The 12,601-nt window shown below is 66.6% G+C and carries 11 protein-coding genes and 2 pseudogenes; 12 read left to right on the top strand and 1 reads right to left on the bottom strand.

The features are described from left to right. The first annotated feature begins 4 nt into the window (after nt 1-4). Nucleotides 5-325 carry a multidrug efflux SMR transporter gene (locus EXZ48_RS22275; protein ID WP_336314310.1) on the top strand — a complete coding sequence of 107 codons (321 nt, stop codon included), beginning with the start codon at nt 5-7 and terminating at the stop codon, nt 323-325. A 73-nt stretch (nt 326-398) separates the two neighbouring features. On the opposite strand, the gene EXZ48_RS22270 is transcribed toward EXZ48_RS22275, so the two are convergent. Beyond that, entirely contained in the window at nt 399-1,397 is a 999-nt protein-coding gene (locus tag EXZ48_RS22270; protein ID WP_082342538.1) for an AraC family transcriptional regulator, read from the bottom strand. A gap of 191 nt (nt 1,398-1,588) precedes the next feature. On the opposite strand from EXZ48_RS22270, the gene EXZ48_RS22265 reads away from it, so the two are divergent. From EXZ48_RS22265 to EXZ48_RS22220, 11 genes and pseudogenes are all read left to right on the top strand, one after another. Continuing rightward, nucleotides 1,589-2,356: a 3-hydroxyacyl-CoA dehydrogenase gene (locus EXZ48_RS22265; RefSeq protein ID WP_130518344.1), complete on the top strand. Its 768-nt coding sequence runs from the start codon at nt 1,589-1,591 to the stop codon at nt 2,354-2,356. A gap of 23 nt (nt 2,357-2,379) precedes the next feature. Beyond that, nucleotides 2,380-3,567: an acetyl-CoA C-acyltransferase gene (locus tag EXZ48_RS22260; RefSeq protein WP_130518342.1), complete on the top strand. Its 1,188-nt coding sequence runs from the start codon at nt 2,380-2,382 to the stop codon at nt 3,565-3,567. A gap of 21 nt (nt 3,568-3,588) precedes the next feature. Then, nucleotides 3,589-4,716 (top strand): acyl-CoA dehydrogenase family protein, encoded by a 1,128-nt coding sequence (locus EXZ48_RS22255; RefSeq protein ID WP_130518340.1) that lies wholly within the window; start codon nt 3,589-3,591, stop codon nt 4,714-4,716. Nucleotides 4,717-4,749: 33 nt separating this feature from the next. Beyond that, nucleotides 4,750-5,982, top strand: coding sequence for a 3-methyl-2-oxobutanoate dehydrogenase (2-methylpropanoyl-transferring) subunit alpha (locus EXZ48_RS22250; protein ID WP_130518338.1), 1,233 nt, complete (start codon nt 4,750-4,752; stop codon nt 5,980-5,982). 1 nt (nt 5,983) lies between these two features. Further along, nucleotides 5,984-6,997 carry an alpha-ketoacid dehydrogenase subunit beta gene (locus EXZ48_RS22245; RefSeq protein WP_130518336.1) on the top strand — a complete coding sequence of 338 codons (1,014 nt, stop codon included), beginning with the start codon at nt 5,984-5,986 and terminating at the stop codon, nt 6,995-6,997. A gap of 3 nt (nt 6,998-7,000) precedes the next feature. Then, nucleotides 7,001-7,292, top strand: a pseudogene (locus EXZ48_RS35940) (biotin/lipoyl-containing protein); the annotation flags it as partial. 176 nt (nt 7,293-7,468) lie between these two features. Further along, a pseudogene (locus EXZ48_RS22240) lies at nt 7,469-8,338 on the top strand (dihydrolipoamide acetyltransferase family protein); the annotation flags it as partial. A gap of 4 nt (nt 8,339-8,342) precedes the next feature. Then, nucleotides 8,343-9,731: a dihydrolipoyl dehydrogenase gene (lpdA, locus tag EXZ48_RS22235; protein WP_130518332.1), complete on the top strand. Its 1,389-nt coding sequence runs from the start codon at nt 8,343-8,345 to the stop codon at nt 9,729-9,731. Further along, entirely contained in the window at nt 9,715-10,785 is a 1,071-nt protein-coding gene (locus EXZ48_RS22230; protein WP_130518330.1) for an enoyl-CoA hydratase/isomerase family protein, read from the top strand. The genes lpdA and EXZ48_RS22230 overlap by 17 nt, the downstream gene beginning before the upstream one ends. Beyond that, the gene (gene mmsB, locus EXZ48_RS22225; RefSeq protein ID WP_130518328.1) at nt 10,782-11,672 is read left to right on the top strand and encodes a 3-hydroxyisobutyrate dehydrogenase; all 891 of its coding nucleotides are present in this window, start codon (nt 10,782-10,784) and stop codon (nt 11,670-11,672) included. The genes EXZ48_RS22230 and mmsB overlap by 4 nt, the downstream gene beginning before the upstream one ends. A 5-nt stretch (nt 11,673-11,677) precedes the next feature. Continuing rightward, nucleotides 11,678-12,478, top strand: a complete 801-nt coding sequence (locus tag EXZ48_RS22220) for an enoyl-CoA hydratase (RefSeq protein ID WP_023516857.1) — start codon at nt 11,678-11,680, stop codon at nt 12,476-12,478. The last annotated feature ends 123 nt before the right edge of the window (nt 12,479-12,601 follow it).

The following is a 12,601-nucleotide window of genomic DNA, read 5'->3' as shown; positions in this document are numbered from 1 at the left end:
GACCTTGCTGGTTCTGTCCGGCGTGCTGGACGTGCTCTGGGCGCTGGCGACCAAGAAATCGAACGGCATGACCCATTGGGGCTGGGGCTTTCTTTCCATCCTCCTTCTGGCGGCTTTCGTGTTTTCGCTCGCCAGAGCTCTGTCCGTCCTGCCCCTCGGTATGGCCTATGCGGTCTGGACGGGCATCGGAGCGGTCGGCTCGGTTCTCGTCGGTGCCGTCGTGTTCGGCGAACCGCTGGGCGCCCAGCGCATTGCCTATGTGGCGATTATTGTGATCGCCATTGTTGGTCTGCATCTCGGCACAGGGCAGGAAGGCGCAAGCTAAAGGACGAGGCCGGGCTGCGCTTCGTGATGGAATCGCCCTGTGCCTCTCGCACGCATACCCGGCCGGACAGCGCCTATGCCAGCGTCTCCCGGCGAAAACCGGCCGGGCTCGTCGCCGTCCACTTGCGGAAGGCGCGGTGGAAGGCGCTGGGTTCGGAGAAGCCGAGCCGGGTGGCGATCTCCCCGACGCCGAGCGCCGTCGTCTGCAGCATCTCGATGGCGAGGTCCCGGCGGATTTCATCGCGGATCGTCGCGTAGTTCTGGCCTTCCGCATGAAGGCGATGCCGGAGGGTCGAGGGGGACATGCGCAATTGCGCGGCGAGATCGTCGAAGGCGCTCCAGGCGGTGGGTGGCACCTGCCGCAGGCGCTTGCGTACGCTCGCCGCAAGGCCGGCATCGTAGCGATAACGGACAAGGATGTTGGCGGGCGCGTTGCGCAGGAACTGTTTCAATGCCTGCTCGCTACGGGCAATCGGCAGTTTCAGCACGGAGGCATCGAAGGCGAGACGGCTGACCGGCTGCGAAAAACGCGCGGGAGCGCCGAAGAACAGCCGGTAGTCGGCGCCGTGCTCCGGCTCGGCGCAGCGGAAGTCGACCATGCGCAGCGGAATGCGCCGACCGACGAGCCAGCAGGTGATGCCATGCAGCAGGATCCAGTAGGTCCGGTAGGCGAAGGCGGTGCGCGGGCCGATGGCGTCCTTGAGCACGATCTGGGCAAGCCCGTCGGAAATGTCGAGATGGCCTTGCGGATCCTCCAGCATTGCGTTCAGAAAACGCAGCGCGCGCCGCAGCGCCTGGTCAAGGGTCTTGGCGTGCAGGATGCAGTGGCAGAGCAGGGTGAAGCTGCCGCTGGGCATCGGCCGGCCGCCCATGCCGAAGAACTCGTCGTCCATCTCGGCCGCGATTGCCAGCCAGAGGGCGCCGTAGCTTTCCGCGGAGATCGGCGCTGTGATCCGGGCGGGTAGGCCGACGGAGGCAAGCACCTTTTCAGGTGCTTTTCCCTGTCGTTTCAGACAATCGATCGCCTCTTCCACAAAGAAGGGTGATATCATCCGCCGTCCGGTTTCCGTCATCGTCATGCCCTGCAGGATATGGTAAAACTGGCCGAAAAATCGAGACGCTTTGGTCATCGCATGCAATACCGCGCCATCGTAGAGTGATGCAAGACGGATGGGCAGGCCCGTCGAGGGCGTGCGACCCATTCGCGGTTCACGACACTTCACGCTGGCCCAACGGACAAGAACTGTGCTGAGGGAGAGCAGCCATGTTGATCCGCGCAAAGACCTTTGTCGTCACCGGAGGCGGTTCGGGCCTCGGTGCTGCCGTGGCCCGCATGCTGGCGGGCGAGGGCGCCAATGTCGTGATCGCCGATGTCAATGCGGAGGCCGGTTCGGCCATCGTCGGCGAACTTGGAGGCAGTGCTGCCTTCATCCAGACGGACGTGACGCAGGAGAGGGACGGCCAGGCCGCCGTCGACCTCGCGCTCGAACGGTTCGGCCATCTGCATGGGCTGATCAATTGCGCGGGCGTCGCGCCCGGCGAAAAGGTGATCGGCCGCGACGGGCCGCACCGGCTCGACAGCTTTGCCCGCACCGTCGGCATCAATCTCATCGGCACCTTCAACATGATCCGGCTCGCCGCCGCCGCCATCGCCCGGCAGGAGCCGGGGGCGGACGGCGAGCGCGGCGTCATCGTCAACACGGCCTCGGTCGCCGCCTTCGACGGGCAGGTCGGCCAGGCGGCCTACGCGGCCTCCAAGGGTGGCGTCGCGGCGATGACCTTGCCGATTGCGCGGGAGCTTGCCCGCTCCGGCATTCGGGTGGTGTCCATCGCGCCGGGCATTTTCGAGACGCCGATGATGGCGGGCATGCCGCAGGAGGTGCAGGATTCGCTGGGGCGCAGCGTGCCCTTCCCGACGCGCCTCGGCAAGCCGGTGGAATTTGCGGCACTGGTGCGCCACATCTGTGAGAACGTCATGCTGAATGGCGAGGTCATCCGCCTCGACGGCGCGTTGCGCATGGCCCCGCGTTGAGCCTGGTTTCGGGAGGTTTCGATATGATGTTGCAGGATCCCATCGTCATCGTCGGTTCGGCCCGCACGCCGATGGGCGGTTTTCAGGGCGATCTCAGGGACGCCACCGCGCCGGAACTCGGCGCGTCCGCGATCCGCGCGGCGCTGGAGCGCAGCGGCGTCAACCCAGAGACTGTCGAGGAGACGGTGTTCGGCTGTGTGCTGCCGGCCGGTCAGGGGCAAGCGCCGGCCCGGCAGGCGGCCATCGGCGCGGGCCTGCCCTTTGCTGCTGGGGCGACCACCGTCAACAAGATGTGCGGCTCGGGCATGAAGGCCGTCATGCTGGCGCACGATCTGATCGCGGCGGGCAGTGCCTCGGTCGCCGTCGCCGGCGGCATGGAGAGCATGACGAATGCGCCCTATCTGCTCGACCGGGCGCGCGGCGGCTACCGGCTCGGCCATGGCCGGGTCATCGACCATATGTTCCTCGACGGGCTGGAGGACGCCTACGACAAGGGCCGCCTGATGGGCACCTTTGCGGAGGACTGCGCCGAAGCCTACCAGTTCACCCGCCCCGCACAGGACGACTATGCCGTCACCTCGCTCAGCCGCGCCCGCGACGCCATCGAGAGCGGCGCTTTCGATGGCGAGATCGTTCCGGTCACCGTCAAGGCCGGGCGGTCGGAAACGGTCGTCAGCCGCGACGAACAGCCCGGCAAGGCGAAACTGGAGAAAATCCCGACGCTGAAACCGGCCTTCCGCGAAGGCGGCACGGTGACGGCGGCCAACGCCTCCTCGATCTCCGACGGCGCGGCGGCGCTGGTGCTGATGCGGCGTTCGCAGGCCGAGCGCGAGGGTTTTCAGCCGCTCGCCACCATCGTCGGCCATGCCACCCATGCGCAAGCGCCCAATCTTTTCGCGACCGCGCCGATTGGCGCGCTCAAAAAGCTCGGCGAGCGCACCGGCTGGAATTTTGCCGATGTCGACCTGTTCGAGATCAACGAGGCTTTCGCCGTCGTCGCCATGGCGGCGATGCGCGATCTCGACTTGCCGCACGACAAGGTGAACGTGCATGGCGGCGCGTGTGCGCTCGGCCATCCGATCGGCGCTTCCGGCGCGCGCGTGCTCGTCACGCTGCTGGCCGCGCTGCAACGCTACGACCTGAAGCGCGGCATGGCGACGCTCTGCATCGGCGGCGGCGAGGCGACGGCGGTCGCCATCGAACGGCGCTGAACGGTTTGGGGGAGACCGGACATGATCCTGACGGAACAGCAGGCCCAGATCCGCGACATGGCGCGGGATTTTGCCCGCGAGCGGCTGGCCCCCGGCGCGGCGGAGCGCGACAGGCAGAGCCGTTTTCCGCGCGAGGCGTTGGCGGAAATGGGCGAACTCGGCTTCCTCGGCATGCTGGTGCCGGAAGCCTATGGCGGTTCGGAGACGGGCGTGGTCGCCTATGCCGTGGCGCTGGAGGAAATCGCTGCCGGCGACGGCCCCTGCTCGACCATCATGAGCGTGCACAGTTCCGTCGGCTGCGTGCCGATCCTGAAATACGGCACGGAGGCGCAGAAAGAGCGCTTCCTGCCGAAGCTCGCCTCTGGCGAATGGATCGGCGGCTTTGCGTTGACCGAGCCGCAGGCCGGCTCCGACGCCTCGAACCTCAAGACGCGCGCCCGCCGCGACGGCGATCACTACGTCATCGACGGTGCGAAACAGTTCATCACCTCGGGCAAGAACGGCAACCTCATCATCGTCTTCGCCGTCACCGATCCCGAAGCGGGCAAGAAGGGTATTTCCGCCTTCCTGGTGCCGACCGATACGCCCGGCTACGAGGTCGTGCGCGTGGAGGAGAAACTCGGCCTGCATTCTTCCGACACCTGCCAGATCGCCTTCAGCGGCATGCGCATTCCCGCCGAAAACCGGCTCGGCGGGGAGGGGGAGGGGTATCGCATCGCGCTGTCGAACCTCGAAGGCGGGCGCATCGGCATCGCGTCGCAGTCCGTCGGCATGGCGCGGGCCGCCTTCGAGGCGGCGCGCGATTACGCCCGCGAGCGCACGGCCTTCGGTGCGCCGATCATCGAGCATCAGGCCGTCGCCTTCCGGCTCGCCGACATGGCGACGCGGATCGAGGTGGCGCGCCAGATGGTGCTGCATGCCGCAGCGCTGAAGGAGGAGGGGCTGCCCTGCCTCACCGAAGCCTCGATGGCAAAGCTGTTCGCGTCGGAAATGGCGGAAAAGGTCTGCTCCGATGCGATCCAGATCCATGGCGGCTACGGCTACATGGCGGATTACCCGGTCGAGCGCATCTATCGCGACGTGCGCATCTGCCAGATCTACGAGGGAACGAGCGACGTCCAGCGCATCGTCATCGCGCGCAATCTATAGCGGCGACAGCCGACAAGGGAGGTACGACAGGGCATGACCGAGGTTCCGCATCTGAGCCTGCACGTCCCCGAGCCGGCGGTCCGGCCGGGCGGCCAGCCGGATTTCTCCAGCGTCAAGATCGCCAAGGCGGGCTCGGTGCCCCGGCCGGCGGTCGATGTCGCGCCTGAAGATATCCGCGATCTCGCCTATTCCATCATCCGCGTGCTCAATCGCGAGGGCGAGGCGGTCGGCCCCTGGGCCGGGCTGCTCTCCGACGAGGAGCTGCTGACGGGCCTGCGCAACATGATGAAGCTGCGCGCCTTCGACGCCCGCATGGTGATGGCGCAGCGGCAGGGGAAAACCTCCTTCTACATGCAGCATCTCGGCGAGGAGGCGGTCGCTTCCGCCTTCCGCAAGGCGCTCCAGAAGGGCGACATGAATTTCCCGACCTACCGGCAGGCAGGGCTGCTCATCGCCGACGACTATCCGATGGTCGAGATGATGAACCAGATCTACTCGAACGAGGCGGACCCGTTGCGCGGCCGGCAATTGCCGATCATGTATTCCTCGAAGGCGCACGGCTTCTTCACCATCTCCGGCAACCTCGCCACGCAATATGTGCAGGCCGTCGGCTGGGCCATGGCCTCGGCGATCAAGAAGGACACCAAGATCGCGGCGGCGTGGATCGGCGACGGCTCGACGGCCGAATCCGATTTCCACTCCGCCCTCGTCTTCGCCTCCACCTACAAGGCCCCGGTCATCCTCAACATCGTCAACAACCAGTGGGCCATCTCGACCTTCCAGGGCATCGCCCGCGGCGGCTCCGGCACGTTTGCGGCCCGCGGTCTCGGCTTTGGCATCCCGGCGCTGCGCGTCGACGGCAACGATTACCTCGCCGTCTACGCCGTCGCGAAGTGGGCGGCCGAGCGGGCGCGGCGCAATCTTGGGCCCACGCTGATCGAATACGTCACCTACCGCGTCGGCGCGCATTCCACCTCGGATGATCCGAGCGCCTACCGCCCGAAGACCGAATCGGAGGCGTGGCCGCTCGGCGATCCCGTCCTCCGGCTGAAGAAGCACCTCATCGTGCGCGGCGCCTGGTCGGAGGAGCGCCACACGCAGGCCGAGGCGGAAATCCTCGACGAGGTGATCCAGGCGCAGAAACAGGCCGAAAGCCACGGCACGCTGCATGCCGGGGGAAAACCCTCGGTGCGCGACATTTTCGAGGGCGTCTATGCGGACATGCCCGTCCATATCCGCCGCCAGCGGCAGAAGGCAGGATACTGACATGGCAAGAATGACGATGATCGAGGCCGTGCGCAGCGCCATGGACGTCTCGATGGGACGCGACGACGACGTGGTCGTCTTCGGCGAGGATGTCGGCTATTTCGGCGGCGTTTTTCGCGCGACGCAGGGCTTGCAGGCGAAATACGGCAAGACGCGCTGCTTCGACGCGCCGATCAACGAATCCGGCATCCTCGGCACGGCCATCGGCATGGCCGCCTATGGGTTAAAGCCCTGCGTCGAGATCCAGTTCGCCGACTACATGTACCCGGCCTATGACCAGATCACCCAGGAGGCGGCGCGCATCCGCTATCGCTCCAACGGCGATTTCACCTGCCCCATCGTGGTGCGCATGCCGACCGGCGGCGGCATCTTTGGCGGGCAGACGCACAGCCAGAGCCCGGAAGCGCTTTTCACCCATGTCTGCGGGCTGAAGGTGGTCGTGCCCTCCAATCCCTACGACGCCAAGGGCCTCTTGATCGCCGCCATCGAGGACCCGGACCCGGTGATGTTTCTCGAACCCAAGCGCCTCTACAACGGCCCCTTCGACGGCCATCATGAAAAGCCGGTCACCCCTTGGTCGAAGCACGATCTCGGCGAGGTGCCGGAGGGGCACTACACCATCCCTATCGGCAAGGCGGAGATCCGCCGGACGGGCGGCGCGGTCACCGTCGTCGCCTATGGCACGATGGTGCATGTGGCGCTTGCCGCGGCCGAGGAGACGGGGATCGACGCCGAGGTGATCGACCTGCGCAGCCTGCTGCCGCTCGATCTCGACACCATCGTGCAATCGGTGAAGAAGACCGGCCGTTGCGTCGTCGTGCACGAGGCGACGCTGACCTCCGGTTTTGGCGCGGAGGTCGTCTCCTTGATTCAGGAACACTGCTTTTACAGCCTCGAAGCGCCGGTGGTGCGCGTGACGGGCTGGGACACGCCCTATCCGCATGCGCAGGAATGGGACTATTTTCCGGGACCGGCCCGTGTCGGCCGGGCGCTCAAAGAAGTGATGGAGGGCTGAGGGATGGGCGAATTCGTCATCAAGATGCCCGATGTGGGCGAGGGCGTGGCCGAGGCCGAACTGGTCGAATGGCACGTCAAGCCGGGCGATCCGGTGCGCGAGGACATGGTGCTCGCCGCCGTGATGACCGACAAGGCGACGGTGGAGATTCCCTCGCCGGTCAATGGCACCGTGCTGTGGCTCGGCGCAGAGATCGGCGACACGGTGGCTGTGAAAGCGCCGCTGCTGCGCATCGAAGTTGCGGGCGAGGGCGAAGCTGAGACCGTAACGGAAGAGGCGCGGCAGCCTCTCCCTTCTCCCCAGCGGGGAGAAGGTGCCCGAAGGGCGGATGAGGGGGTATCTTCCCCCGCACCGAGCCAGTCGCCCCCCTCATCCGGCCCGGAGCCTGTCCTCGGGCTCGCCTCCGGCAAGACCCGGGGGGGCCACCTTCTCCCCGCCGGGGAGAAGGGGAAGACCTCGACGGCGGAGACAAGACCGCTCGCCTCGCCCGCCGTGCGGCTGCGCGCACAGGAGGCCGGCGTCGATCTGCGGCAGGTATCGGCCACCGGCCCGGCCGGCCGCATCACCCATGACGACCTCGACCAGTTTATTGCGCGCGGCGCACAGCCCGTCGCCGCGCCGGCCGGCCTTGCCCGCAAGACTGCGACGGAAGAAATAAAAGTCACCGGCCTGCGCCGCCGCATCGCGGAAAAGATGCGGCTTGCCAGCGCCCGCATCCCCCACATCACCTATGTCGAGGAGGTGGATGTCACCGACCTCGAAGACCTGCGCGCGACGATGAACGCCGGCCGCAAGCCCGACCAGCAAAAACTGACCATCCTGCCCTTCCTGATGCGGGCGCTGGTCAAGACGCTGGGCGAACAGCCGGGCGTCAACGCCACCTTCGACGACGACGCCGGCATCGTCACCCGCCACAGCGCCGTCCATATCGGCATCGCCACGCAGACGCCCGCCGGCCTGACGGTTCCCGTCGTGCGCCATGCCGAGGCGCGGACGATCTGGGACAGCGCCGCCGAATTGACGCGCCTCGCCGACGCCGCCCGCAACGGCACGGCCGCGCGGGAGGAACTGTCCGGCTCGACCATCACCATCACCTCGCTCGGCGCGCTCGGCGGCATCGTCACGACGCCGATCATCAACCACCCGGAAGTGGCGATCGTCGGCGTCAACAAGATCCTGACCCGGCCGGTCTGGGACGGCGTGCAGTTCATTCCGCGCAAGATGATGAACCTGTCGTCGAGTTTCGACCACCGCATCGTCGACGGCTGGGATGCGGCGGTGTTCGTCCAGCGCATCAAGGCCCTGCTCGAAACCCCCGCCCTGATCTTCATCGAAGGCTGATGACATGAAAGAGATCGTCTGCAAGCTTCTTGTCATCGGCGCAGGCCCCGGCGGCTATATCTGCGCCATCCGCGCCGGCCAGCTCGGCCTCGATACGGTCATCGTCGAAAAGGCCAAGGCCGGCGGCACCTGCCTCAATGTCGGCTGCATCCCCTCCAAGGCGCTGATCCATGCGGCGGAGGAATTCGACAAGGTGCGCCATATGACGGCCCCCAACGCGCTCGGTATCACGGTCGAAGCGCCGAAGCTGGACCTCGCCCAGACCGTCCGCTGGAAGGACGGCATCGTCGGCCGGCTGAACAGCGGCGTGCTCGGCCTCTTGCGCAAGGCCAAGGTGAAGATCGTGCATGGCGAGGCGCGGTTCCGCGACGGCAAGACCGTCGAGGTGGAGACCGAGACCGGCACCCAGCTTATCCGCGCCGAGACGGTGGTGATCGCCACCGGCTCCGAGCCGGTCGAGTTGCCGGCGCTGCCCTTCGGCGGCGCGATCCTCACCTCCACCGAGGTATTGTCGCTGCAAAGCGTGCCGCAAAAACTCGCCGTGGTCGGCGGCGGCTATATCGGCCTCGAACTCGGCACGGCCTTCGCCAAGCTGGGCGCGGAGGTGACGGTGGTCGAGGCCATGCCGCAGATCCTGCCGCAATATGACGCCGAACTCGTCAAGCCGGTCGCAAAGCGTCTCGCCGATCTCGGCGTCAGCGTGCTGACCGGCGTCAAGGCGAAAGGTTTTTCCGGCGAGGCGCTGGTGATCGAAACCGCATCCGGCGCGGAAAAACAGATTGCAGCGGACAAGGTTCTGGTCACCGTCGGCCGCAAGCCGCGCACGGAGGGCTGGGGCCTCGAAGACCTCGATCTCGACCGCGCCGGCCGCTTCATCCGCATCGACGAGCGCTGCCGCACCTCCATGCGCGGCGTTTATGCGATCGGCGACGTCACCGGCGAGCCGATGCTGGCGCATCGCGCCATGGCGCAGGGCGAGATGGTCGCGGAGATCGTCGCCGGCCGCAAGCGCGCCTGGGACAAACGCGCCATCCCCGCCGTCTGCTTCACCGATCCGGAAATCGTCACCGCCGGCCTTTCGCCCGACGAGGCCCGCGCGCAGGGCTACGACATCCGCGTCGGCCTCTTCCCGTTCAACGCCAACGGCCGCGCCATGACCACCCAGTCGGAGGACGGTTTCGTGCGCGCCGTGGCGCGGGCGGACACCAACCTGCTGCTCGGCCTTCAGGCGGTCGGCGCGGGCGTTTCCGAGCTTTCCAGCGCCTTCTCGCTGGCGCTCGAAATGGGCGCGCGGCTGGAGGACATCGCCGGCACCATCCACGCCCACCCGACGCGCAGCGAAGGCTTGCAGGAAGCCGCATTGAAAGCCCTCGGCCATGCCCTCCACATCTGAGCCGCAAACCCTGATCGACCGCACCGGCGCGCTCGGCCGCATCCGGCTCAATCGGCCGAAGGCGCTCAACAGCCTGACCCTCCCGATGATCCGCGACATCGACAGGGCGCTGGACACCTTCGAAGCCGATCCCGAGGTCACCGCCGTGCTTCTCACCGGCGAGGGCGAGCGCGGGCTGTGCGCCGGCGGCGACATCCGCATGATCTATGAGGGCGGCAAGGCCGGTTCCCCGGAGCCCGTCGATTTCTGGCGCGAGGAATATCGCCTGAACGCCCGCCTGAACCGGCTGCAAAAACCCTTCGTCGCCTTCATGGACGGCATCGTCATGGGCGGCGGGGTCGGTGTTTCCGTCTATGCCAGCCACCGCATCGTCACCGAGCGCACCCGCTTCGCCATGCCCGAGACGGGCATCGGCTTCTTCCCGGATGTCGGCGCGTCGTGGTTTCTCACACGTGGGAAGAACGAGCTCGGCACCTATGCCGGATTGACCGGCGAGCCGCTGGCCGCCGCCGACGCCATCGCCTTCGGCCTCGCCGACAGCTACGTTCCCTCGGACCGCCTGCCGGAGCTGGCCGAAGCGCTCTCCCGCCAGCCCGATGTGCCGGTAACGATTGCCGCCTTCGCGCAAACGCCGCCGCCGGCGGACGTGGTGGCGCAGCAGCCCCTGATCGATCGGCTTTTTGCCTTCGATACGATCGAGGACATCCTGAAGGCGCTGGCGCAGGATGGATCGGCTTTTGCGGAAAAGACGCTCGGCGTTTTGCGGACGAAATCACCGCTCAGCCTGAAGGTGACACTTCGCCTGCTCCGTCTCGGGAGGCAGGCGCCGTCGCTTGAAGCCTGCCTCGAACGGGAGTTCGCCGCCACGGCGGCCGTTCTGCGCAGTCATGATTTCTATGAGGGTGTCCGGGCCGCCGTCATTGACAAGGACCGCAATCCGCAGTGGCGCCCGGCGCGATTGGATGACGTCACTGCCGAGCATGTCGCCGCCTTCTTCGAACCGTCGGCAAAGCCGCTCTTCGTTGTGGATGCAGGGAAAGGAGAACGCCTATGAGCCCTATCGCCTTCATCGGTCTTGGCCATATGGGCGGCCCGATGGCCGCAAACCTCGTGAAAGCCGGCCACAATGTGCGCGGTTTCGACCTGACGGCCGCCTCGCTGGAGCTCGCCCGGGAAAATGGGATATCGACCGTCGCCTCGGTTGCGGAGGCCGTTTCCGGCGCAGGCATCGTGATCACCATGCTGCCGGCGGGTGCGCATGTGCTTTCCGTCTGGCAGGAGCTGGTTGCCATCGTGCCCTCGGGCACGTTGCTCATCGACTGCTCTACCATCGACATGGACAGCGCCCGCAAGGCCCACGCGCTCGCCGAGACACATGGTTGCCCGGCGCTCGATGCACCCGTTTCCGGCGGCACCGGCGGGGCTGCAGCCGGCACGCTCACCTTCATGGTGGGCGGGGATGCGGCGGTCTTTGCCGGCGCGAAAACGGTGTTCGAGGCGATGGGCAAGAAGATCATCCACTGCGGTGGCGCCTCCGCCGGCCAGGCGGCGAAAATCTGCAACAACATGATCCTCGGCATCAGCATGATCGCCGTGGGCGAGGCCTTCGTGCTCGGCGAGCAGCTCGGTCTCACGCACCAGGCGCTGTTCGACGTCGCCTCTGTCTCCTCGGGCCAATGCTGGTCGCTGACGACCTATTGCCCGGTGCCCGGGCCCGTCCCCGGCTCGCCGGCCAATCGTGACTACGAACCTGGCTTTGCCGCGGCGCTGATGCTGAAGGATCTGAAGCTCTCGCAGGCAGCAGCAACAGATGCCGGCGCGATGACACCACTCGGCGCCACGGCGGCGGCGCTCTATCAGAGATTTGCCGACGAAGGGTTCGGCGGCAAGGATTTTTCCGCCATCATCAACATGTTGCGGGACGAGACGGGGACAAGGTAGCGGACATGGCATCGATCATCGAGGGAGTGGCTGGGGTGGAGCAACCTGTTATCGTCGAACGGCAGGGCCGCGTCGTCATCGTAACGCTGAACCGGCCGGCGGCTCGCAACGCGCTGAATTCCGAAATCATGCTTGCACTCGCCGATGATCTTGCCGCGCTCGATCGCGACCCCGGCGTCGGCTGTTTCGTTATCCGCGGCTCGGAAAAGGCCTTTGCCGCGGGTGCCGATATCAAGGAGATGGCCGACAAGTCCTTCGCCGAGATGTACAGCGAGGACTTTTTTGCCGCCTGGGAACGGTTCGCTGCGCTGCGCACGCCGAAAATTGCTGCGGTCTCCGGTTATGCGCTCGGCGGCGGCTGCGAGCTGGCCATGATGTGCGATATGATTTTTGCCGCCGATACGGCCGTGTTCGGCCAGCCGGAGATCAAGCTTGGCGTGATCCCCGGCATGGGCGGAACACAGCGGCTGACGAGGCTCGTCGGCAAGGCGAAGGCGATGGATCTCATCCTCACCGGCCGGATGATGGACGCGGTGGAGGCGGAACGGGCGGGCCTCGTTTCCCGGGTGATCGCGTCTGACAGGCTGATGGAGGAGACGCTCGCCGCGGCCGAGACGATCGCCACCTATGGAAAGGCGGCGGCGATGGCCGCCCGCGAGGCGGTGGACCGTGCGCTCGAAACAGGCCTGCGTGACGGGATCGCCTTCGAGCGGCGGCTTTTCCATGCGCTGTTCGCAACGGCGGACCAGAAGGAAGGCATGGCCGCCTTCGTCGAGAAGCGCAGGCCGACCTTCGTCGGTAAGTAAGCACACCATCATCAGCATTACCGCATATTCGGCAGTCCGGCGAGCAACGCTCCGGGCTGGTGGTGCCGTTCGGACAAGGCGGCAATCTTGCTGAAGCGAAACCCGGTGTCGTGCCGGGGCACT

Origin of the sequence: Shinella sp. JR1-6 (assembly GCF_004284735.1) — a bacterium.
Classification (GTDB): domain Bacteria; phylum Pseudomonadota; class Alphaproteobacteria; order Rhizobiales; family Rhizobiaceae; genus Shinella.
The sequence above is the reverse complement of the archived record's forward strand: the minus strand, read 5'-3'. Positions and strand labels throughout refer to the sequence as shown.

Excerpts from the sequence above, each read along its gene's own strand:
- EXZ48_RS22270 (WP_082342538.1), bottom strand. The coding sequence starts at position 1,397 with ATGACGGAAACCGGACGGCGGATGATATCACCCTTCTTTGTGGAAGAG.
- EXZ48_RS22265 (WP_130518344.1), top strand. The coding sequence starts at position 1,589 with ATGTTGATCCGCGCAAAGACCTTTGTCGTCACCGGAGGCGGTTCGGGC.
- EXZ48_RS22260 (WP_130518342.1), top strand. The coding sequence starts at position 2,380 with ATGATGTTGCAGGATCCCATCGTCATCGTCGGTTCGGCCCGCACGCCG.
- EXZ48_RS22255 (WP_130518340.1), top strand. The coding sequence starts at position 3,589 with ATGATCCTGACGGAACAGCAGGCCCAGATCCGCGACATGGCGCGGGAT.
- EXZ48_RS22250 (WP_130518338.1), top strand. The coding sequence starts at position 4,750 with ATGACCGAGGTTCCGCATCTGAGCCTGCACGTCCCCGAGCCGGCGGTC.
- EXZ48_RS22245 (WP_130518336.1), top strand. The coding sequence starts at position 5,984 with ATGGCAAGAATGACGATGATCGAGGCCGTGCGCAGCGCCATGGACGTC.
- lpdA (WP_130518332.1), top strand. The coding sequence starts at position 8,343 with ATGAAAGAGATCGTCTGCAAGCTTCTTGTCATCGGCGCAGGCCCCGGC.
- EXZ48_RS22230 (WP_130518330.1), top strand. The coding sequence starts at position 9,715 with ATGCCCTCCACATCTGAGCCGCAAACCCTGATCGACCGCACCGGCGCG.
- mmsB (WP_130518328.1), top strand. The coding sequence starts at position 10,782 with ATGAGCCCTATCGCCTTCATCGGTCTTGGCCATATGGGCGGCCCGATG.
- EXZ48_RS22220 (WP_023516857.1), top strand. The coding sequence starts at position 11,678 with ATGGCATCGATCATCGAGGGAGTGGCTGGGGTGGAGCAACCTGTTATC.